Here is a 23,521-nt window from a genome sequence, read left to right as displayed (position 1 = left end):
CTATCAAAGACATTTAACACTACGTATATCCCTTTTTCTATTGCCTATCTTATACGAATGATAATGAGTAAACACTTTTAAAAGGCACCTTATTTTTTATACAAATAAATTGGTTCATCTAGTTCTTGATCATAATCAACATGTAAATTATGATTATCAAAATACCAAAGATCCTTTTCCTCTATATAAAAAAGTATTCCATTTTGTTCTTTTTTTACAGCTATATCACTTGGTGCTTCCTTTGACATCCCTAATGAAAATCCTTCTTGAACCGGTGAAGATCCACCATACTTTACGAAAAACCGAATATGATCACCATTTTCTAGAAACATTTCTTCCTTGAACCATTTTGTTGCTTCATCTGATATGTAAATTTCCATGCGGTTAGCTCCTCTCCAAAAAGAGTATTCATCATCTTCATTATAAGCTCTTTCTTATATATTCTACTACTAAATTGATTCGCTATTCTAATTAGACATCATATAATGAATTATTTCGTCGTAGGTATGATTAATTAATCCTTTTTCATAGGCTTCTTGGAGAGGATAAACACGGTATTGGCTTAAGTTTTGATTGGCAACATATGTCGGATGAAATTGAATATCCTCAATTTTTATCTGCTTTTCATTTTTTAAAATATTTTTAGATACTTTAAATTCAATCATTCCTCCAATATCTTTATAATCCCACATTTGCCCCGATAGAAAATTCCCTAATGAATAGATGACATATGCATCTCTGCCATCTTTAGTATGTAACGTTTCAACCGGCTGAAGGACGTGTGGATGGTGTCCTAGAATAATGTCTGCACCTCCATCTGTAAATAATTTAGCCAACATCTTTTGCTCTTCATTTGGCTGCCTATTATATTCTATACCCCAATGTAAGTTTAAAATAACTAAATCTGCCACTTGACGAGCTCTCTTTAATTCGGATAGTATCGTATCTTTATTAATGAGATTAACTAAATAATCTTTTCCGTCAGGAACAGGAATTCCATTCGTCCCGTATGTATAAGCAAGAACTGCAATTTTAATCCCGTTTACTGATTGAACTCTTAGCTTCTGGTGATCATTTACATCTTTAAATGTCCCTACATAGGGTAGCTTCTTATTTTCATAGTAAGAAATTGAACTTAAAATTCCTTTTTCACCTTTATCTAGAGCATGATTATTTGCAGTGGATACAAGATCAACACCTGCATCCATAATCGCGTCAACAATTTCATATGGACTATTAAAAGCAGGGTAGCTACTAATTCCTAATTTCTCTCCACCAGGAATAGATTCCTGATTGGCAATTAATAAATCTGGTTTCTGAAGCATTGCTTTAACTGGTTGAAACATCGGCTTAAAATCATAGCCACTTTGAGTTCTAGCATCATCATATACCCAATCATGGATTAAAATATCTCCAATTGCTCCAATCACAGCACTTGTATGGAAATCTTTCGGAGTAATACTTACTGTACGTGCAGAATGAGTTAAGGAGCTATGTGCTTGCTTAAAAAAGGATTGCTTCCATTGATAGTATTGTATAAAGCATAAAATGAAAATGGAAAGAAGCAAAATCAATATGATCATGCTTAAGTATAAGTTCCGTCGTTTTATCATGTTATAACCAGCCTTTTAATTCAGAATCCATTTTATTTTACAATAAATCATACAAATGTAGTGAAAGAATTTAAGAAAACAAAAAAATAACCCTAAATAGGGTCATTGGTTAAATCCATTTTACTTTTGGCTCTGTTTTATTTTTAATTCTAGATATATTTGTTCGGTGGCGATAAATGACAAAACCTGCTAATGCAAAAACAATCACGACCAATGGCCAATCCTTCGTAATAAAAAAATCTACAACGGAATAAATTATTGCAAAAATACCGGCTATAATGGATGAAAGAGATACATATTTACAGATTTTCAAACTTATTAGAAACACGATAACAAGTAATATAAATAATAGAGGAACATATGCAAGCAATACCCCTCCAGATGTTGCTACAGCCTTACCTCCACGGAAACCTGCAAAAATAGGAAACATATGTCCAATTACAGCAAATAATCCAATGAGTAGTGGGTGAAGTGAATCATCCACACCGAAAAATAGTGGCAATAAAGTGGCTAATGTTCCTTTTAATATATCCGCAGCTGTAACAGCAATTCCTGCTTTTACTCCTAAAGTTCGAAAAGAGTTGGTTCCGCCTAAATTCCCACTCCCATGTTGTCTAATATCAATTCCATAGAAAAGCTTGCCCACAATTAAACCAGATGGAATCGATCCTAATAAATAAGCTAAAATGATAATAAGTGCATACGTCATAACATTACCCCTTTAAATATGAAACTATAAGGCTTTCTTATTGTACCATGTACTTTAAGGAAAGAAAAATTTTATTAAAAATAGATTTTTCTCTTTTCTTGATTGTAGTACTCATGTAGGATGAAGAAGGGAGGAAATTAAATGGCAACATTAGAATTTAGAACCAAAACGAAAAGAAAAAATAAGTTATTCTACGGGATATTAGTGCTGCTTCTTTTGGCGGCTGCTTGTCTATTATTCTATTTTTATCCTTTTGCATCTTCTGAAAAAGTACAGTATATAAGTAATAAAAATTCTATTTTAGTTAACGGAAAAATACAAGGTACAGCTGTACAAGATGGAAACCAACTATATGTCCCAATAAAAATCGTTCAAAAGAATATTGATCAGTCTCTTTTTATTGAGAACAACGCTGTTATTCTAACAACCAATCAAAACGTTATTCGCATGCCTTTGAACAAAGAAGGTTATACAGCCAATCAAGTATCCAAAAAAACCGATTTTCCAATTGTTAAGTCTATAAATAACGATATTTATATCGATTTAAAGACATTAACTAAGATCTATCCTATTCAATTCCATATCACTAAGGAAAATAAAGTCATATGGATTGAAAAAAATAATGAGGCATATGAAAAAGGAAAGATTACTGTAAAGGATACACGAAAAGCCTTTTTAAGATTACGAACAAAACCGGATTTGCATTCTTCTTATGTAGAAGAGATCAAAAAAGGAGAAAACATTCGGATTGAAAAAGCAATCGGAGAATATTATTTCGTACGAACTCTTGAGGGAATTGGTGGGTATATTAAAAAAGAATATGTTACTAAAAACGAAAAGGTACAAATCTCAACTGTCACTAAGGATGAATCAACAACAAGTTTAAAATACAATGCGCCGATTCATTTAACATGGGAGGCCGTTTATACAAAAACTCCAAATCCAGATCAATTACCTAAAATGCCAGGCGTAAATATTGTCTCTCCAACATGGTTTAAATTGAAAAATAATCAAGGTGACGTGACAAATCTTGCTTCTGATTCGTATATGAAATGGGCAAGAAAAAATGGATTTCAAGTTTGGGCTTTATTCTCTAATTCATTCGATCCGACATTGACAAAGGAAGCCTTAACACATTATGAAACAAGAACAAAGATCATTAATCAATTACTAACTTATGTAAAAACCTATAAATTAGATGGATTAAACATCGATATAGAAAATGTTTCACCAGAGGACGGTCCACTAGTTACTCAATTTGTCAGGGAGCTTTCCGTCTATTTACACAATGAAGGCAAATACGTATCTATGGATATAACCTTTATCGCCAAAGGAAGCTGGTCTGAATTCTATGAGCGAGACAAGCTTGCTACTGTTGTCGATTATTTAATCGTAATGGCTTATGATGAGCATTGGGCAAGTTCCCCAACAGCAGGGAGTGTAGCAAGTCTTCCATGGGTAAAAAACAATTTGGAACAATTGCTAAAAGAAGTTCCAAATGAAAAATTAATACTAGGATTACCTTTCTTTACTCGTTTATGGTCGGAAGAAATGAAGGATGGGCAAATGTCTGTATCTTCCAAAGCGTTGTCAATGGATCAGGCAAATGCTTGGATGAAGGAAAGAAATTTAAAAGCCCAAGAAGACCCAGAAACAGGGCAAAATTATATCGAATATAAAGACGCAAAAACAAATATTGTCTATAAGATGTGGTTAGAAGATTCTCTTTCATTGAAAAAAAGGGCACAATTGGCTGCGCAATATGACTTAGCTGGTGTTGCCTCATGGGCACGTTATTTTGCAGATGATTCTGCATGGCTAGCGCTTCAAAGCTCATTATCTGCTTTTAAATAATATCTAAACAGTATCGGAGGATGGAGGTAGATGGTTTAATACCTCCTCCTCCTAACTAACAATATACAGTAAGGAGTTATTTATTTGAAAACAACAGTATCCGCCATCCAATGGATGGCTTTTATGATTGCGGGTTCTATTGCTGCACCTATAGCAATAGCAGACATTTACCATTTAAGTCCTGTTGAGACTTCTGCGTTTGTAGAACGTACGATTTTTGTATTAGGAATTGCCGGATTGCTCCAAGGCATCATTGGTCACCGCTTACCGATTAATGAAGGACCTGCAGGTTTATGGTGGGGAGTATTTACTATTTATGCTGGATTTGTAGGTACATTATATACCTCAAATATCGAAACTCTTAGAGAATTATCCGGCGGAATGCTGTTGAGTGGGATATTTTTCTTTATTTTTTCAGCATTTGGTTTAATACAAAAACTGGCAAAGTTATTTACACCATCAATTACTTTTATTTATTTATTTTTACTTATTCTCCAATTAAGTGGTTCCTTTATAAAAGGGATGTTTGGTTTAACAAGTGGGGTACATCAAATTCAAATAACGACTGCCATATTATGTACGATTATTATTCTATTAACATTTTATTTAGGACAAGTTCGCATTCAATGGATCAAACAATTTTCTATTATGATAGGAATGATCGTAGGCTGGCTTTTATTTATAATCTTTGGAATTGCACCCGAAGTCCCTAAAAGTCATTCATGGATATCCTTCCCTGAAATCTTTTCCTTTGGCATTCCAAAGTTAGACTCAGGTATTATCGTCACCTCGTTCTTTATTACCATCTTACTCATTACTAATATGATTGCCTCTGTTCGAGTAATGGAAGAGGTAATAAATAAGAAGGAAACTAAAAAAAATACACGTTATAAGCAGGCGGGATTTATTTCAGGAATTAATCAGCTAGCTGGTGGTTTATTTTCTAGCATTGGACCTGTTCCTATTTCAGGAGCAGCAGGTTTTGTTAGTCAAACTGGCATAAAGTCCATCCGACCATTTATCCTTGGTAGTTTAATTGTAACCATTATTTCTTTGCTTCCACCTATTATGAACGTTATGAGTGCATTACCCGCACCAGTTGGTTATGCAGTCACCTTTGTAATTTTTACAAAAATGGTTGGCTTAGCACTTTCAGAAATCGATAAAACGACTGATCGCCAAATCACTTATTTTTCTGCTGGAATTGGCTTTTTAATTGGCGTTGGTGTCATGTTTCTTCCAGCTGAAGCGACAACTGGATTACCAGTCGTTGTTGCATCAATTATTAATAATGGGCTGATTTTAGGAACCTTATTTGCAGTGATCACTGAGCAATATTTACTTTGGAAAAAAAAGAGAGCAAAATGATATTCGTTTGCAGTTCTGCAAGTAATGCAGTACGATAAAGAATATAAGTTAGTAATTAATGGGGTGAACATTAATGGGGTGAACATTAATGACGATTGATAATCCAAGTAGAGAAGAAATTGGTATCATTTTAAAGAAAGCCAAGCGAGTCGCAGTCGTTGGATTGAGCAATAATCCAGAGCGAACTTCCTATATGATATCAGAAGCGATGCAAAAAGCAGGATATGAAATCATTCCTGTAAACCCTTCGGTTGATGAGGTTTTAGGTGTAAAAGCTGTCTCTTCCTTGAAGGATATTGATGGCCATGTAGATATTGTCAATATTTTTAGACGTTCTGAATTTTTGCCTGAGCTTGCTCAGCAATTTGTTGAAATAGATGCCGATGTATTCTGGTCCCAACTTGGTGTTGAGAATGAAGAGGCTTATCAATTTCTTAAAGATAAAGGAAAAACAGTCATAATGAACCGCTGTATTAAAGTAGAGCATGCATTAACCAAATAGTCTCATACTTGAAGCAAGCGTTGGTATTAGCGCTTGCTTTTTTATCTGTATCTTTTTCTTTACACTCTAATCATGTAAAAAAAATATACTTTGTTTTAACTTATATTGTCTTTTAAAAGACTGTTTTCGTTTAGTTTGTTGCTTTTGAAAGATGAATTGGTTTTTAGCCGATAGTTATTAGATAAAACCTTACATACAAGGTTAGAGAAAACAGCCAAATTAACAGATTAGTACTTAAACATTTAATGCTATTTGAAAAAAACCAAATTATAGTTAAAATAGTGAATAGACGTTTGTACGGAAGATGTTATAATTAATAGCGAACAGATGTTTGTTTTTTAAGCGGTGGACAGTTGAGTATAAATATATTCATTGTCTATATAAGGAGTTTGAGAAAGAGAGCAGTGTGTTTGAAAGGGGAATCTTTGTGGTAAAGAAGCAAAACTTAATTGAATACAACGATGACGCAATACAAGTATTAGAAGGTCTAGAAGCAGTAAGAAAACGTCCAGGTATGTACATAGGATCTACGGATGCTAGAGGCCTTCATCATTTAGTATATGAAATCGTTGATAACTCCGTGGATGAGGCATTAGCAGGTAACGGAGATCATATTATCGTTAAAATACATAAAGACAATAGTATAAGTGTTGAGGATAAAGGCCGAGGTATGCCAACAGGAATGCATAAATTAGGCAAGCCAACCACCGAAGTCATTTTTACGGTACTACATGCAGGGGGAAAATTTGGGCAAGGTGGTTATAAAACATCTGGAGGTTTACATGGTGTAGGTGCTTCAGTTGTTAACGCATTATCCGAGTGGCTAATAGTCACAATTAAGCGAGATGGTGCTGTATATCAACAAAAATTTATTAATGGTGGCAAGCCAGAAACCACTTTGGAGAAAATCGGAAAATCAAATCAAACTGGAACTCTCATTCATTTTAAACCAGATCCATCCATATTCAGCACAACCACTTATAATTACGATACCTTGTGCGAACGCTTACGTGAATCTGCCTTTTTATTAAAAGGATTAAAAATCGAAATCATTGATGAAAGATACGACCAAAAGGATGTATTTTTTTACGAAAATGGAATTGAAGCATTTGTCGAATATTTAAACGAAGGAAAAGATGTTCTACACCCAGTTGTTTTTATCGAAGGAGATTCAAGTGGAATCGAAGTTGAATATGCCTTCCAATTTAATGATGGTTTTTCTGAGAACATTCTTTCATTTGTTAATAATGTTCGAACAAAAGACGGCGGAACTCATGAAATCGGAGCAAAAACAGCAATGACACGAGTCATTAATGAATATGCTCGAAAAGTGAACTTATTGAAAGAAAAGGATAAAAACCTGGAAGGTACAGATATTCGTGAAGGGTTATCTGCTATCGTTTCTGTGCGAATTCCAGAAGAACTTCTTCAATTTGAAGGTCAAACTAAAGGTAAATTAGGAACAAGTGAAGCTAGATCTGCTGTAGATTCTGTTGTTTCGGAACATCTAGCCTATTTCTTAGAAGAGAATCCAGAATCAAGTAATCTCTTGATTAAAAAATCGATAAAAGCAGCTCAAGCAAGAGAAGCAGCACGAAAGGCTCGTGAAGAAGCACGAAGTGGAAAAAAGCGAAAAAAATCAGAAAGCTTGTTATCTGGTAAATTAACTCCTGCACAATCTCGCAATCCTGATAAAAACGAACTTTATTTAGTTGAGGGAGATTCCGCTGGTGGTTCTGCGAAGCAAGGACGCGACAGAAGATTTCAGGCTGTTCTTCCTTTACGAGGAAAAGTTATTAACACTGAAAAAGCAAAACTCCAAGATATTTTTAAAAATGAAGAAATTAATACAATCATTCATACAATCGGTGCCGGAGTGGGTCCAGATTTCAATGTAGATGATGCCAATTATGATAAGATCATTATTATGACCGATGCAGATACAGATGGAGCACATATTCAAGTATTATTACTTACATTCTTTTATCGCTATATGAAGCCTCTTATTGAAGCGGGAAAGGTTTATATTGCTCTCCCACCTTTATATAAAGTAAGTAAGGGTTCAGGAAAAAAAGAAATCATCGAATATGCATGGACCGAGGATGAATTAAATAGTGTAACTAAGAAGGTAGGAAAAGGCTATATGCTCCAACGCTATAAAGGACTTGGAGAGATGAACGCTGATCAACTATGGGATACAACAATGAATCCAGATTCAAGAACCTTAATACGTGTTCGAATTGATGATGCAGCAAGAGCCGAACGTAGAGTCACTACCTTGATGGGAGATAAGGTCGAACCAAGACGTAAATGGATTGAAAACAATGTAGCTTTTGGTCTTGAAGAGGACCAAAACATATTAGATAACGAAAATATATCAGTTGATGGAGGGGAAGAAGACTGATGTCAACAATAGAAAAATTTCAAGACCTACCCCTAGAAGAAGTTTTAGGTGATCGATTTGGTAGGTACAGTAAATATATTATTCAAGATCGTGCCCTTCCAGATGCTCGTGATGGATTAAAGCCTGTTCAACGACGAATCTTATATGCGATGCATGTAGAAGGAAACACAGCAGAAAAAGGATTTCGAAAATCCGCCAAAACGGTTGGGAATGTAATCGGTAATTACCACCCTCATGGAGATTCTTCTGTTTATGAGGCTATGGTACGTATGAGTCAAGATTGGAAGGTTAGAAATGTACTAATTGAAATGCACGGAAATAACGGTAGTATTGATGGAGATCCTGCTGCTGCTATGCGTTATACAGAAGCAAGATTATCAGCGATAGCATCTGAACTTTTACAAGACATTGATAAAAACACCGTGGATTTTATTCCAAACTTTGACGATACTTCAAAGGAACCAACCGTTCTCCCCGCAAGATTTCCTAATCTGCTAGTGAACGGGTCAACAGGGATTTCTGCCGGTTATGCAACAGACATCCCTCCTCATCATCTTGGTGAGGTAATTGATGGGACCATTAAACGAATTGAAAATCCTGATTGTACAGTGGATGAATTAATGTCAATCATTAAAGGTCCTGATTTTCCTACTGGAGGGATTATTCAAGGGATTGAAGGAATTAAAAAAGCCTATGAAACAGGTAAAGGAAAAATGGTGGTTCGTGGAAAGACTGAAATCGAAGAAATTCGCGGAGGGCGTCAACAGATTGTAATAACTGAAATTCCATATGAAGTAAACAAGGCAAATATGGTAAAAAAAATTGATGAGCTTCGGTTAGATAGAAAAGTAGAAGGAATTTCAGAAATACGCGATGAAACCGATCGTACAGGCCTTCGAATTGTCATCGAATTAAAAAAAGAGGCGAACGCAGATGGTGTCTTAAACTTCTTGTTTAAAAATACCGATTTACAAATTTCCTACAATTTTAACATGGTGGCAATTCATAATCGTAGACCAAAGCTAATGGGATTAAAAGATCTATTAGATGCATATATAGAGCACCAAAAAGAAGTTGTTACAAATCGTACAGCTTTCGATTTACATAAGGCACGTGAACGTCAGCATATTGTTGAAGGATTAATGAAAGCATTATCCATTCTTGACGAAGTGATTGCGACCATCCGAGCTTCGAAGGATAAACGAAATGCGAAGGATAACTTAATACAAAAATATCAATTCACAGAGGCACAGTCGGAAGCGATCGTTTCTTTACAACTATATCGATTAACAAATACGGATATTACCGCTCTTCAACAAGAGGCTGAAGAACTAAATAAAAAAATTGCAGAATACACGTCTATATTGGAAAGTGAAAAGAAACTTCTAGGAGTCATAAAAAAAGAATTAAAAGAGATTAAAAAGAAATATGTCAATGATCGCAGAACGGTTATCGAGGATGAAATCGAAGAGATTAAAATAAATCTAGAAGTAATGATTCCTAATGAAGAAGTTATGGTTACGGTAACTAAGGATGGATATGTAAAAAGAACGAGTATGCGTTCATTCGCTGCTTCAAATGGAATGGATTTAGCTATTAAAGAAACAGATCGAGTCTTATTCCAAGAGGAGATAAACACAACGAGCGTTGTCCTATTGTTTACGAATAAAGGCAATTACTTATATTGTCCTGTTCACGAGCTCCCTGATATTAGATGGAAAGACCTTGGACAACATATAGCTAATATTATTCCAATTGACCGGGATGAGCATATAATCAAGGTAATGGAAGTAAAAGATTTTCAGGAACCAAGCTACTTGTTATTTATTACGAAAAATGGCATGACGAAAAAATCAGAAATCAATCAATATAATGCCCAACGTTATTCTAAACCACTAGTTGCTATTAATTTAAAAGGCGATGATGAGGTCATCGATGTACACTTAACTGATGGTACATTTGATCTCTTTATTGCCACTCATTTAGGCTATGGGCTATGGTTTAATGAGGAAGAAGTAAATATTGTTGGTGCGCGAGCTGCAGGGGTAAAAGGAATTAACTTAAAAGAAAATGATTATGTTGTATCTGGAAAAATCTTGAGTAATGATTCAAATGAATCCATTTTTATAGCCACGCAACGTGGTGCAATTAAAAAAATGAAATTAAGTGAATTTGAAAAAACCTCACGTGCTAAACGTGGCGTGGTTATGCTACGTGAACTAAAAAACAACCCTCATCGAATCATTGGTTTAGACGTAGTTAAAGAAGAAGATACTATGTTTTTGCAGACAGAAAAAGAAGTAATTGAATCCGTTCAAATTCAAAATTTACGTTATAATGATCGGTATTCGAATGGATCATTCATAATTGATGAAACTGTAAATGGAAGTATAACTGAGATTTGGAAGGAAATTTCATCCAATAGTGAAGAGGATTTAAATAAGAAATAAAATATAGAAAAAAGAAGAAGCCGTATATCGAGCTTCTTCTTTTTTCTTGGTTGAAAATATTACATTACAGTTAAAATGAATCAATCAGTAATACGATGATTGCCAATAAACTAAAACATGTACTTAGTAAAAAGATAAATGCTGTAGATTGTTTTGGATTTAGTCCCTTTGAAATTAATCGATAATGTATTTGACTTCGATCAGCTATGTAAATTGGTTTACCTTGTAAAAACCTTTTAATAATCACATACAAATTATCGAAGATTGGTACACTTAGAACTAAAATCGGTATTAAAATAGAAAGAAGAGTGGCTTGTTTAAATGCGCCATTTAAAGAAATGATTGCTAACATATAACCTAAAAAAGTAGCACCTGCATCACCCATATATATTTTCGCAGGCGGCTTATTATACTTTAAATAGCCTAAAGTTGTACCTAATAAAATGATGGATAAGATAGCAGACTCCTGTTGTCCTTTAAATAAGGCTACAATAAATAGCGTGATAGCTGAAATTGTCGTAATGCCTCCTGTAAGTCCGTCTAAACCATCCATAAAATTGATAACAGTAGTCACACCAAAAATCCACAGGACTGTTAAGGCAAATTGTAAAAAGGCAGGAAGAATAATGTATTCCCCACTTATTGGATTTGCAAAACCTGTAAAAACAATTCCCGAATAGTAAATTAAGACAGCAGCTAATAATTGTACTGCGGCTTTTGGCCATGCAGGAAATTCTTTTCCCTTTGTTTTAAACCAATCATCTACTAATCCAATGCCTATTATTAAAAGAGAGCCCATAAAGATTGGGATTGAGTGATCCCTTATTTGATCGTTAAATATCCAAAAGGTAATAAAAAATCCTAAAAAAATCGAAATACTTGCTAATTGTGGTACAGGTATTTTATGAATTTTTCGTTTTGAAGGCTTGTCTACAAAATCAATTTTAAATGCTAATTTTCTAATTGGAGGTATTGTAATTAGTACAATAACTAGTGATATAGTAAATGCTAAAAAATACAAAAATATCTCCCCTTTTTATTTCCACTAAATATAGACTAACATACTTTTCTGAATACTTATTTCATTTTATGACATTTTACAACAAAAATCTATTCTAACAATCAGATCAAGTTGATATTAAGGGAGATCTTCCATCAATTACACAATATCTATACTTTTATATAAATGGTATCTACTCATGAACAATTAGAAACAACTTGTCGAGATGTTGGATTAATTTACATATTCAAATACATACTGGAAATACTAGATTCAAAAGCAGGAAAGGGGTTAGTATACATGAAAAAAGAATATGTTTTTGGCCTTTTAGCCTTTTTCTTTATGTCTTTAAGTACAGTAGCTATAACCTATGCTGTCGAGTCGGAAACGGTTAAGGAAAAGGTGATTCATGAATATAATATGGATGTTACAGGTGATAAAAAAAATGACCATATTGTACTAAAAGGGATTCAAATTGATCCTAGCAGCGCATACATGAAAAAAGTATGGGCAGAAATTACAACATCAGCAAATACGAAGTACAGAATTGACTATGCTCCAGGATATGAACCTAAAATTGAATTTGCCGATCTAAATCATGATGGTGTCGTTGACCTATTTCAATCTAGTGCAACAGGTGGGAGTGGCGGGCTTAATAATTATCATCTTTCTACGCTTAAAGATGGAACAGCCTCCATCCTCCCTTTACCACAATCATTGAATATTCAAGGACATTTTGAAAATAATTTTAAAGCTTCTATTCAAATACCTGAAACGCAGTTTACAAAAACAGTAGATTTGAGCAATCGAAAAAAAGATTATATTCGTTTAGGATTGTATCAAAAGAATGGGGAATTAAATGAACCAACTGAATTAATGATTGATCCGGTAGCAATGTATAAAATCATTAACTTAAATGGGACAAAAGAGGTTGGATTAAAAGCCTATCGACAAATTAGTGGGGCCTATCATGCAGATGTATTAGGAACGGTCACTTCGATTTGGAATTTTGAAAACGGCTCTTGGAAACTTAAGAGTGCAAAATGGAAACAACAGTAACCCTTTATAGGCAAGTATCATACTATATAATGAGCATAGATAAAGAGGGGATGCTATATGATTGATCGATTTGACAATTTGTCGGTAAATATACTTCCATTAGCAACAAAATTAACCCCATTACAAGGTAGAAGATATACTCTATCACATTCAGAAGCTACAGGTGAGTGGTTAGTTTCTATTGGATTAAAGGGTAGTAAGCAGATAACCTCCTTTAATTTGCAGAATGTTATTCAGGCAGAATGGACAACAAAAATGGGTGAATACGTTCTTCTAGGAAAAATTAATATTGATTCTGAAGCAAATGATAAAAAATTGGCGCAAATTCGTTATATGATTTATCAAAAAGAACTTCCATTTCTCATAAAGATGATAATCAATAGCGACAGACCCTTTTTTAACTATTACCCATTATTATTAGATGCACCCATTCATATAGAATTTCAATCTACTTCTTCACAACTTTATCAAACGCTATTCATGGGTACACCAAGAAAATATTTAATAGAAGAATCGGTTAATACATAGGGAAAGCACCTATGTATTTTTTTTTGAAACTTATCCCATTATTACTCGTATATAATATAGAAATATTTGTACGACGGGGGAGTTTAAGGAAATGCGTTATTATTCTAAAAAGGGGCCAATCTTGTCATTAATTGTGTGGGCACTGGTTATTACACTTATTGGTACAATGATCTTTTTATTGTTCCATGGGCTAAATGATTCTGATACATTATTTGAGTTTATTGTTATTGCTATAGCTTGTGTCTTAATTATTTGGCTATGGATGAATACTTATTACGAAATTACAAATAAAGGGCTATTAAAAGTCGTAACCGGCCCATTTCATTATACAAGTATTGAAATAAAAGGGATAAAATCAATTACTAAAACAAGAAATTTTATTTCAAGTCCAGCATTGTCTATGGATCGAATTGAAATTCAGTATAATAAATGGCATAGTATCATCATTTCTCCAAAAGACAAAAATCAATTCATAAATCAATTGATGGAACTAAATCCAGATATAAATGTAGATGATGCTTATGACAAACAAGAAAAGATTAATATCATGTAAATGAAGGTAATAAAAAAATTATAATAACAAAAATATATCCAGCTTTTCTTAAATGGAAAGGCTGGATTAGTTTACGAGCAAAACATTATCTAAAAATTAGAAATTCCATACCCCCAAATGGATTTAAAAAAAATTTATCTTTGAATAAATAATCATTTTTCTTTAAGTAATTTTCTATTCATGATATAGTAAATACTACAAATGTAAAAGTTTTGGTTGATTATAATTTGATATCGTTTATATTAGAAAAGATAGAAGTTCAACTATGCTTTTTTAGGTATTTTTTATCATCAAATACTACATTTGTAGTATTTGATTGGAATGTAAATTCATTCATTATAATTACGGATGGCTAAGAAAATCAAAAGGAAAATGGAGGGTGTAAATTGAAGAAAAAGACATTCGTCTCCTTTCGTATGAATATTTTATTTTTTATTGTATTTTTGTTATTCTCACTGCTTATTTTTAAACTTGGCATTGTGCAGATTATTTACGGAGACGATTATAGGCGAGAAATCGATAGGAAAGAAAATGTAACGATAAATACATCTATGCCACGCGGAAATATAATGGATCGCAATGGGATGCTAATTGTCGGGAATAAGCCTTCAAATGCCATAACATATACGAGACCACAAAATATTAAAGCTGAAGAGGTTTTAAAAATTGCTGAGAAACTTGCAACTATTATTCATAAGGATTCTAAAGAGGATTTAAAGACAATACCCGAGATTGATAAAAAAGATTATTGGATTTTAAAATACCCAGTCGAAGCAGAAGCAAAAATTACTGATACAGATCGAGAAAAACTAAAAAATGATAAAGATTACGATACAAAAATGTATCATTTAACTCTTGATCGTATTACTAGTAAGGAAATTAATTCATTTTCTAAGAAAGAACTAGAGATATTAGCTATTTATCGAGAAATGATTACCGGCTACCCGTTATCACCACAAATCATTAAAAAAAATGTTTCTCCAAAAGAATTTGCGATGGTAAGTGAAAATCTAGATTCCCTTCCTGGTGTAGATACAACAATAGATTGGGATCGGTATAATCTTTATAAAGATAAAGAAGGGAAGGAAATATTAGCTTCTGTAATAGGTAAAGTATCTTCATCTAAAGAGGGATTGCCAAAAGATTCAGTTGATTATTATTTAGCAAGAGGATATAGCAGAAATGATCGTGTCGGAAAAAGCTATATTGAGTATCAATACGAGGAAGTATTACAAGGTCAAAAGGAAAAAGTAAAAAATGTAACAGATAAAAATGGAAAAGTGGTAGAATCACATGTCATCAGAGAGGGAAAAAGAGGCGATGATTTAGTCCTTTCTATTGATATTGATTTACAGCGTAAAGTTGAAACTATTATTAAAGAAAAATTAAGCAAAGCAAGACTAGGTCAGCCCTATTTAGATCGTGCATTTGTCACAGTGATGAATCCATATACTGGAGAAATTTTATCTATGGCAGGAAAACAGTTTGAACAAAATAGTACATCAGGCAAAACGAATGTGAATGATTTTGCTTTAGGTAATCTTACAACATCCTATGAGATGGGGTCTGTAGTCAAAGGAGCTACTGTATTAACCGGCTATCAATCAGGTGCTATCACTCCAGGAGAAATACTAAATGATAGACCAGTAAAATTTTTGGGCACGAAAGTAAAGAAATCATGGAATACAACGGGATTTGGACCGATCAATGATCTCTACGCACTAAAACGATCTTCAAATGTATATATGTTTTTAACGGCAATGAAATTGGGAGGACAGCAAACATATATTCCAAATGGACGATTAAGCATTGATAAAGTAGCTGCAATTGAAACATTTAGAAAAAATTTCTCACAGTTTGGGTTAGGCGTAAAAACGGGGATTGATTTACCTGGAGAACAAATAGGATATGGGAGTGGTCAGATCCCACCTGAAGCGGGGAAAGTATTAGACTATGCGATTGGTCAGTATGATACATATACACCCCTACAAATAGTACAATATATCTCAACAATTGCTAATGGTGGCTATCGGATACAGCCACATATTGCTAAAGAAGTTCGTGAACCTAGTAATCAAGCAAATGAGCTTGGATCTATTATACAGGAGATTCAACCTAAAGTGCTTAATAAAATCGAAATGAAGAGTGAATGGCTTAAACGTGTTCAAGAGGGATTTAAACAAGTTGTAAATGATCCGCTTGGAACGGGATATGGAATAAAAAATAAGCAATATAAAATTGCAGGTAAAACAGGTACTGCCCAGGCATTATATAATGGTCCTATATCACATAGTCCTGGTCTTATGCTTTGGAATATTACATTTGGAGGATATGCGCCGTATGATCATCCTGAAATTGCTGTTTCTGTAGTTGTACCATGGCTCACAACAGACCAATCACATGTAAACTTAGAAATCGCTAATGAAGTGTTTGAAGCATACTTTGAATTAAAGAAAAAACGAGCAAAAGATAATCATACAATATCAACTCCCAAAATACATCAAAATCAGAAACAAATAATGATGAGTAAAATGATAAAAAACTATTAATCTATAAAGCTTGTTTGAATAAAATACTACATATGTAGATTTTATGTAAAAGAAATGAGGGGAAAGAATGAATAATAGAGTAAACAGGAAAAAGAAACGATTCAAGCCCTATTTAGTATTATTAATAATCACGATTATAGGGATAAGCGGTTTTAGTTTATTCATTGTAGTAAATAGAACAAATACTAGCCAATCACAAAAAGTAGTAGATCATTTTATTCATATATTAGAAGAAAAACAGTATGCTAAATTAGGAGATGTGCTTGATTCAGAATCATATAATTCATTAGGCTATACTTTAGAAGATGTAATTAATAAATATGATCGTATATTTAATGGAATCAATATTCAAAACATCCATGCTTCTAACATTACTGTAAAAAAATTAAGTAATGATGAACAAGAATTATCCTACAGGTTAAACTTTACTACTCCTTTTGGGAAATTAACTAATATCAATTATCAAACGAAGATATTAAAAACAGACAATCAATATTTGGTGAAATGGGAGCCATCATTAATTTTCCCAGAGATGGAAGGAAAGGATACAGTAGCATATCATGAGTGGAAAGCGGAACGTGGAGAAATAAAAGACCGTCTCGGTAATGGTTTAGCAGTAAATAAAGAATTTAAAGAGGCAGGGATTGTCCCTAAAGATTTATCTCAAGGGAAAGAAAAAGAAAAAAAACTTCAAAACATTAGTAAGCAATTAGACATCCCAATAAAAGAGATACATCAAAAATTAAATCAAAGCTGGGTAAAAGATGATTTATTTGTTCCACTTAAAGTTATTGATTCGAATCAAGCGGCAATCATATCTGGGATTTCCTATCAAAATACACAGCTTCGTTATTATCCATTAAAGGAAGCGGCAGCACATTTAATTGGCTATATAGGTAAAGTAACAAAAGAAGATCTCGAGAAGAATTCCAGTTTAAAAGAAGGGGATGTGATAGGCAAAACAGGCTTAGAGAGATCACTTGATAAGGAACTAAGGGGTAAAGATGGAGGAGAAATCGTTATAGTCGATGAGAATGGGAAAGAGAAGCAAATCATTCAAAAGATCGAAAAGAGAGACGGGAAAAGTATTCAATTAACCATTGATGCTTATGTCCAAATGGAGGCATACAACCATTTGAAAGAGAAACCTGGATCCACCGTGGTCATGAATCCAAAGGAAGGGGGGCTTTATGCAGTAGTTAGTTCCCCTTCATATGATCCGAATAAGTTTGTTCAAGGTATTTCAAAGCAAGATTATGATCAATATGCGAATGATGAAAACAAGCCATTTCTTTCAAGATTTGCTTTGGGATACGTACCCGGCTCTACATTTAAAACGATCACTTCTAGTATTGGACTTGATGCTAAAGTGACATACCCGGATAAGCTCAGAAAAATAAATGGATTAAGTTGGAAAAAAGATGATGCATGGGGAGGGTATTCAGTCACTCGTGTTTCAAATGTCCAAAATGTAGATATGCGAAAAGCGCTAATTTATTCTGATAATATTTATTTTGCCCAAGAAGCATTGGAAATGGGAGAAGAAACATTTAGAAATGGCCTGAATCAATTTATCTTTGGGGAGGAACTTGACCTACCTATCGCAATGAACCCAGCACAAATTTCTAATCAGCCAACTTTTAAATCAGATATTCTATTAGCGGATACTGCATATGGACAAGGGGAATTATTAATATCACCTATCCAGCAAGTAGCCATGTATTCAATCTTTCAAAACAAGGGCAAAATTGTTTATCCAAGATTAGTACTAAATAAAGGAGATTTCAAAACAAAAACGGCAATTTCTGCTTCGACAGCAGAGGAAATGAAAAAATCACTAGAAATGGTAGTAAGTGATCCAAAAGGAACAGCCCATATACTATTTAACCCACAATTTCAGCTAGGTGCAAAAACCGGTACAGCAGAATTAAAAATGAAGCAAGGAGAAAAGGGCGAGGAAAATAGTTTCTTACTTGCCTTTGACACAGGTCATGATAACTTTCTCTTGCTATCATTAGTAGAACATTATACTCCAGGCAATTCTGCAACTCAGTTGAACAAATCTTTTATTGATGAGTTATATAGTTATTTTCATTAAGAATCTTTAATTAAGTAGTTGATATTTAGTAAGGTTATTACTAATATCTAGCTGTTAATGATCGAAACTTTATTTCCATTTACAAAAGATTACAATATCTATTCACGCTTTAAGCATTTGGCTGAACCTGCTATAATAACTACTACAGATGTAAAAGTGGGAGGGTCATGATGAAGGAATTACCACAAATTTCAGAAGCTGAATATGAAGTGATGAAAGTAATATGGAAGTATGAGCCAATTTCTACTCCTGAGATAGTGGAGAAGGTTTCGGAAAAAATTGATTGGAAACCGAATACGATTCAAACCATGCTTGTGCGTTTAGTAAAGAAAAAAGCATTACAAACAAGAAAAAAAGGTAGATCATTTATTTACACTTCTCTTGTACAAGAGCATGAGTATGTTGAACAAAAAAGCAAATTATTTCTGAAACAGTTTTTCGGTGGCACCATAAACTCAATGGTATTGAATTTTATCGAAAATGATCAGCTGTCAGATGAGGATATTACTGAATTAAAAAACATACTATCTGAGAGACATAAGAAGGATGGGGAAAAATGATGGGCACCAGTATACTCCGGTTTTTACTAAGTGTTCTGGTGATATCCCTTCTAATTTTAATCATTCTTTTAATAAAAAGGGTATTTAAAAAACACATATCTCAACAAGTACATTTTAAAATTTGGTATTTTCTTTTTATACCACTGATCACTTTCATTTTTCCATGGGATTTTTTGCGGATTGGCGAAAAACTCGAGTATATTAAGAGTTTAATATCCTTTAACACCAGTACAACACCAAAGCTTAAACAGTTAAGTGACGTACAGCCTTTAGAGACAGTAAACAATAATTTAATACATGATTTCACCTTATCGGTAAATAAAAAAACTCCAGATTTCTTCAATCATACATTTATTGTATGTTGGGTGATTGGAATGATCTTTTTCCTAGGAGTAGCAATATATGCAAACTATCAAATTAATAAAATGAAAAAAGTAGCTACTACGATACATGATCAAAAAACCAATGAACTATTAGAGGCATGCAAAAAAGTTGTAGGAGTAAAAAGAAATATAATTGTACAAGAATCTTCACTTATTACTTCTCCTATTACACTTGGAATTTTGCAACCATATATATTTCTGCCCCAAAAAACATTAGAAGAATTCTCGTTAAATAAATTAAAATATGTTTTTTTACATGAATTAAGTCATCATAAAAGAAAAGATGTATTTATAAATTATGTCATGTGGGCGTTCCAAATTATTTATTGGTTTAACCCTTTAGTATGGATTGCCTTAAAAAGGATGCGAATCGATCGTGAGTTAGCTTGTGATGCTTCTGTCCTAAATCTCTTGGATGAAAGTGGATATATCGAATATGGATACACAATTATAGAGTATGCAGATAAAAAACATAACTATGCCTTTGGTCAGTTTTCCTCTGGAATTGGTGGAACAAAACAACAAATTAAACAAAGAATTCAAAACATCGCCAACTATACAAGTGATTCTAAATTAATGAAATGGAAAGACAAGTTAATCTATATTTGTTTGGGGATTCTAGTTGTATTGCCATCATCATTCATCTCAGCTACAGCTAGTTCAGATGATGTATACCATTTTAATGAAAAAAATGCTATATACGAAAATTTAAGCTCTTATTTTAATAACTACCAAGGGAGTTTTGTTCTATTTGATTCCACTAACAAGCAATATCTGATTTATGATCGGGAAATGAGTAAGCAGAGAGTTTCTCCTGACAGCACCTATAAAATTTATTCAGCCTTATTCGCTTTGGAATCAAATGTCATTTCTCCAAGGAGAAACGAACAAATTTGGGATGGAACCGTCTATCCTATTAAAGAATGGAATACAAATCAAAATTTATCAACAGCTTTGCAAAATTCAGTTAATTGGTATTTTCAACATCTTGATCAGGAAATCGGAAAAAAGCAACTACAATCTAATTTCCATAAAATTAGTTATGGTAATGAAGACCTTTCAGGAGGTTTAGATAATTATTGGATCGAATCTTCATTAAAAATATCACCAATCGAACAAGTGCAATTACTATATGCCCTTGGAGAAAATAGGCTTGGCTTTAAAGAGGAGAATATTCACGCAGTAAAAAAAGCACTATTCATTGATAAGAAAAATCAAGGACAACTATATGGAAAAACTGGTACCGGAAAAGTAAACGGGAAGAATATAAACGGATGGTTTATTGGCTTTGTAAAGAAAAACAATCATTCTTATTATTTTGCAATTAATATTCAAAATAAGAATGGTAATGCCACAGGTAAGAAGGCTGCAGAAATTGCAAGACGAATTTTGAAAGATCAACATATTTTCTAAAATAAACTCCCAAAAGAGAATATTTCTTTTTGGGGGTGTTTTTTACACGAAATACTACAATTGTAATACTTTGTATTTCAAGTTATCTCTACTGAAAGGGGGTGAACATAAAACATTAGGAAATTACTAAAATATAGGAGGATTAATCATGTTAAAAAGTTTCAAGATGATAAAGATAGGAATGTGTGCAGGTTTAATAGGAATAAGTCTATTATCAAGTGGAGCAGTACAAGTAGATGCAATGGAACAGCACAATAAGACTGTTGATCATTCGACTAATCGAAAGTTTGCTCAACTTGAGAAAAAGTTCGATGCACGGTTAGGTGTCTACGCGATAGATACAGGTTCGAACAAGACGATAACTTATCGACCTGATGAACGCTTTGCTTACGCCTCCACCTACAAGGCTTTAGCGGCAGGTGCGGTGCTTCAGCAATATTCAATTGATCAACTAGATGAAGTAATCCACTATAGCAAGGACGATCTTGTTTCCTATTCACCTATTACAGAGCAACATATTGATACAGGAATGTCATTAAAAGAAATTTGCGATGCTGCTATTCGCTACAGTGATAACACTGCTGGGAATCTTTTATTCGAGAAATTGGGTGGACCAAGTGGATTTGAAGAATCATTGCGACAAATTGGTGATCATGTCACCATAGCCAACCGTTTTGAACCCGAACTGAACGAAGCCATCCCTGGAGACTTACGGGATACAAGTACACCAAGAGCACTTGCCACTAGCCTTCAGACTTTTACATTAAGCGACTTGCTCCCAACTAACAAGCGTGCTATTCTCACAGATTGGATGAAGGGAAACACTACCGGAGACAAGTTAATTCGATCAGGATCCCCAAAAGGATGGGAGGTAGGAGATAAATCTGGTGCAGGTAGCTACGGTACCCGTAATGATATTGCTATTGTATGGCCACCAAATAGGGAACCAATTATCATTGCCATTCTTTCTAGTCGTGATACGAAAGATGCTACCTATAATGATGAACTTATTGCTCGTGCTGCAAAACTTGTGTTTAAAGCTCTTAAATAGTAAGTAGCACACCAAAAATAACTTAAAACAACCGATTTCCACTTGAATTATTTGTGGAAATCGGTTGTTTTATCTAGTTTATTAGAAACATGGGGGAGATAGAAATTTATAAATATCTCTGTTTTATTTTCCAAATTATTTGATTTATAGCATATAAAAAAGCCTTATTGAAATTTTTCAACAAATTATATTTTCCATTTACAGCCACATGGAAGAACTAATGAAAATAGATCATAAAATTATAAGATGTAAAAATTTAAATTTAAACTACAAATTTTAATTTAGTTTATTAGTCGGTCAAACCGTATTAATTAATTAAAAACAATCGAGATATACATAATTGAGCTATACATAAACGTAAAGATAATTAACTTGCTACAAATGAATAATATAAATACATATTAAAAAATTTTATTCTGTCTCAAAACATAAAGTATTCTTTTGATATGAGACATCATATAGTTTTAAAATTCAACTTCCTATAATATATATTATGTAAACTAGAGAATTTGTAAAAAAAATAGTCTAGTCTTCCCCTTTGAAAGCGTAAAGTTTTCTGTATTCAACAAATTCTCTAATCGTCTTAATTGCCAGTTTGAATGTTGAATCATATTAATTCGCTTATGATTGATATAATATCCAATTTCATTTGAATATAGTATATTAGCCAACTGAAGCAAATCGTTTTTTCCTTTAACCCATATACGATAAATCAAATTGTTTGCTTGTGATTTTATATGTGTAATTGAAAAGTTTAGATTCCATGATTCAAAAATTGATGCTACTGAATATACAAATGATTTACTCCCAGTAGTGATATTCATCCTATACCCCTCTATATCTACCCAACCGTCCCCATCAATTACTCCTCTTAAAAAAGCTGGTAAATATTCGTTTGGAACTTTAGGGAAAGAAACGATCATTGATTTATTTGCAGAAATACCTAGATTATTAAGATCTTTTTTTATTTTCTTGGAGTTAATAAATAAAGATGGTATAGTAGCTGATGATCTTTTAGAATAAATGACATAATCTGCACCCATAAAATTTGCTATCATTTGTAATATCGTTTCATCTTTTTGTGCAAAAGATATGCTGTGGAGCTGTTTATTCACACATCCATCTGTCACAAACAGTCCTAATACCCATGCCATTTCATGTGTCCACACTTTAAAGAAATCTTCATTTACTTTGTGTTTACGAGGCTGACCGGACGATTGTTCACGATTCATTTCAATGCCATGTTTATACATTACATTGCGAATTGCGCGATCTGATAGACAGATAATACTTTGCAGCTCTTTAAATGGCATTCCGCTTTTATACAACTTAATAATTTTATCATCTGTCATACCTGGTTTTCTAGGCATTTTTATACCCCCTTTCTTCGAACTTTATGCTTGTATTTATATTTTATCATATTTCCA

At 33.3% G+C, this 23,521-nt stretch carries 18 protein-coding genes; 13 read left to right on the top strand and 5 right to left on the bottom strand.

Annotated features, from left to right (window positions below):
- Positions 1-89: 89 nt before the first annotated feature.
- From MHI39_RS12650 to plsY, 3 genes are all read right to left on the bottom strand, one after another.
- Positions 90-380 (bottom strand): HesB/YadR/YfhF family protein, encoded by a 291-nt coding sequence (locus MHI39_RS12650; protein WP_212945604.1) that lies wholly within the window; start codon positions 378-380, stop codon positions 90-92.
- 87 nt (positions 381-467) lie between these two features.
- The gene (locus MHI39_RS12645; protein ID WP_278890676.1) at positions 468-1,613 is read right to left on the bottom strand and encodes a CapA family protein; all 1,146 of its coding nucleotides are present in this window, start codon (positions 1,611-1,613) and stop codon (positions 468-470) included.
- Between the two features lie 109 nt (positions 1,614-1,722).
- On the bottom strand, positions 1,723-2,322 hold the full coding sequence (gene plsY / locus MHI39_RS12640; protein ID WP_212945602.1) for a glycerol-3-phosphate 1-O-acyltransferase PlsY: 600 nt from the start codon (positions 2,320-2,322) through the stop codon (positions 1,723-1,725).
- A 141-nt stretch (positions 2,323-2,463) separates the two neighbouring features.
- On the opposite strand from plsY, the gene MHI39_RS12635 reads away from it, so the two are divergent.
- The 5 genes from MHI39_RS12635 (at position 2,464) to parC (ending at position 10,900) form a co-directional block, all read left to right on the top strand.
- Positions 2,464-4,176, top strand: coding sequence for a glycosyl hydrolase family 18 protein (locus tag MHI39_RS12635; RefSeq protein WP_278890675.1), 1,713 nt, complete (start codon positions 2,464-2,466; stop codon positions 4,174-4,176).
- Positions 4,177-4,260: 84 nt separating this feature from the next.
- Complete coding sequence (locus MHI39_RS12630; RefSeq protein WP_278890673.1) at positions 4,261-5,544, top strand: purine/pyrimidine permease; 1,284 nt, start codon at positions 4,261-4,263, stop codon at positions 5,542-5,544.
- 88 nt (positions 5,545-5,632) lie between these two features.
- A complete protein-coding gene (locus tag MHI39_RS12625) occupies positions 5,633-6,046 on the top strand; it encodes a CoA-binding protein (RefSeq protein WP_212945599.1) in 414 nt (137 codons plus the stop codon).
- A 427-nt stretch (positions 6,047-6,473) separates the two neighbouring features.
- Positions 6,474-8,450 (top strand): DNA topoisomerase IV subunit B, encoded by a 1,977-nt coding sequence (parE, locus tag MHI39_RS12620; RefSeq protein ID WP_212945598.1) that lies wholly within the window; start codon positions 6,474-6,476, stop codon positions 8,448-8,450.
- On the top strand, positions 8,450-10,900 hold the full coding sequence (gene parC / locus MHI39_RS12615) for a DNA topoisomerase IV subunit A (RefSeq protein ID WP_342541338.1): 2,451 nt from the start codon (positions 8,450-8,452) through the stop codon (positions 10,898-10,900). The genes parE and parC overlap by 1 nt, the downstream gene beginning before the upstream one ends.
- Positions 10,901-10,970: 70 nt before the next feature.
- On the opposite strand, the gene MHI39_RS12610 is transcribed toward parC, so the two are convergent.
- On the bottom strand, positions 10,971-11,927 hold the full coding sequence (locus MHI39_RS12610) for an MraY family glycosyltransferase (RefSeq protein WP_341044194.1): 957 nt from the start codon (positions 11,925-11,927) through the stop codon (positions 10,971-10,973).
- A 273-nt stretch (positions 11,928-12,200) separates the two neighbouring features.
- Here MHI39_RS12610 and MHI39_RS12605 point away from each other — a divergent pair, with 273 nt between their 5' ends.
- From MHI39_RS12605 to bla, 8 genes are all read left to right on the top strand, one after another.
- Positions 12,201-12,959: a hypothetical protein gene (locus MHI39_RS12605; RefSeq protein ID WP_212945596.1), complete on the top strand. Its 759-nt coding sequence runs from the start codon at positions 12,201-12,203 to the stop codon at positions 12,957-12,959.
- 57 nt (positions 12,960-13,016) lie between these two features.
- Positions 13,017-13,487 carry a staygreen family protein gene (locus MHI39_RS12600; RefSeq protein ID WP_212945595.1) on the top strand — a complete coding sequence of 157 codons (471 nt, stop codon included), beginning with the start codon at positions 13,017-13,019 and terminating at the stop codon, positions 13,485-13,487.
- Between the two features lie 91 nt (positions 13,488-13,578).
- A complete protein-coding gene (locus MHI39_RS12595; RefSeq protein WP_212945594.1) occupies positions 13,579-14,040 on the top strand; it encodes a PH domain-containing protein in 462 nt (153 codons plus the stop codon).
- A 386-nt stretch (positions 14,041-14,426) separates the two neighbouring features.
- Complete coding sequence (locus tag MHI39_RS12590; protein ID WP_342541337.1) at positions 14,427-16,589, top strand: penicillin-binding protein 2; 2,163 nt, start codon at positions 14,427-14,429, stop codon at positions 16,587-16,589.
- Positions 16,590-16,656: 67 nt separating this feature from the next.
- Positions 16,657-18,687: a penicillin-binding transpeptidase domain-containing protein gene (locus MHI39_RS12585; protein WP_342541336.1), complete on the top strand. Its 2,031-nt coding sequence runs from the start codon at positions 16,657-16,659 to the stop codon at positions 18,685-18,687.
- Between the two features lie 170 nt (positions 18,688-18,857).
- Positions 18,858-19,247: a BlaI/MecI/CopY family transcriptional regulator gene (locus tag MHI39_RS12580; RefSeq protein WP_251336857.1), complete on the top strand. Its 390-nt coding sequence runs from the start codon at positions 18,858-18,860 to the stop codon at positions 19,245-19,247.
- The gene (locus tag MHI39_RS12575; RefSeq protein WP_342541333.1) at positions 19,244-21,043 is read left to right on the top strand and encodes a BlaR1 family beta-lactam sensor/signal transducer; all 1,800 of its coding nucleotides are present in this window, start codon (positions 19,244-19,246) and stop codon (positions 21,041-21,043) included. The genes MHI39_RS12580 and MHI39_RS12575 overlap by 4 nt, the downstream gene beginning before the upstream one ends.
- 133 nt (positions 21,044-21,176) lie before the next feature.
- Positions 21,177-22,094, top strand: a complete 918-nt coding sequence (gene bla, locus MHI39_RS12570; RefSeq protein WP_342541440.1) for a class A beta-lactamase — start codon at positions 21,177-21,179, stop codon at positions 22,092-22,094.
- Between the two features lie 500 nt (positions 22,095-22,594).
- Here the strand turns inward: bla and MHI39_RS12565 are convergent, their stop codons facing one another.
- Positions 22,595-23,464 carry an LAGLIDADG family homing endonuclease gene (locus tag MHI39_RS12565; RefSeq protein WP_342541332.1) on the bottom strand — a complete coding sequence of 290 codons (870 nt, stop codon included), beginning with the start codon at positions 23,462-23,464 and terminating at the stop codon, positions 22,595-22,597.
- Positions 23,465-23,521: the final 57 nt, after the last annotated feature.

The sequence above is a fragment of the Heyndrickxia sp. FSL K6-6286 genome, assembly GCF_038630395.1.
Classification (GTDB): Bacteria; Bacillota; Bacilli; order Bacillales; family Bacillaceae_C; genus Heyndrickxia; species Heyndrickxia oleronia.
Note: the sequence above shows the minus strand (reverse complement) of the source record. Positions and strands in the feature narration are given on the sequence as shown.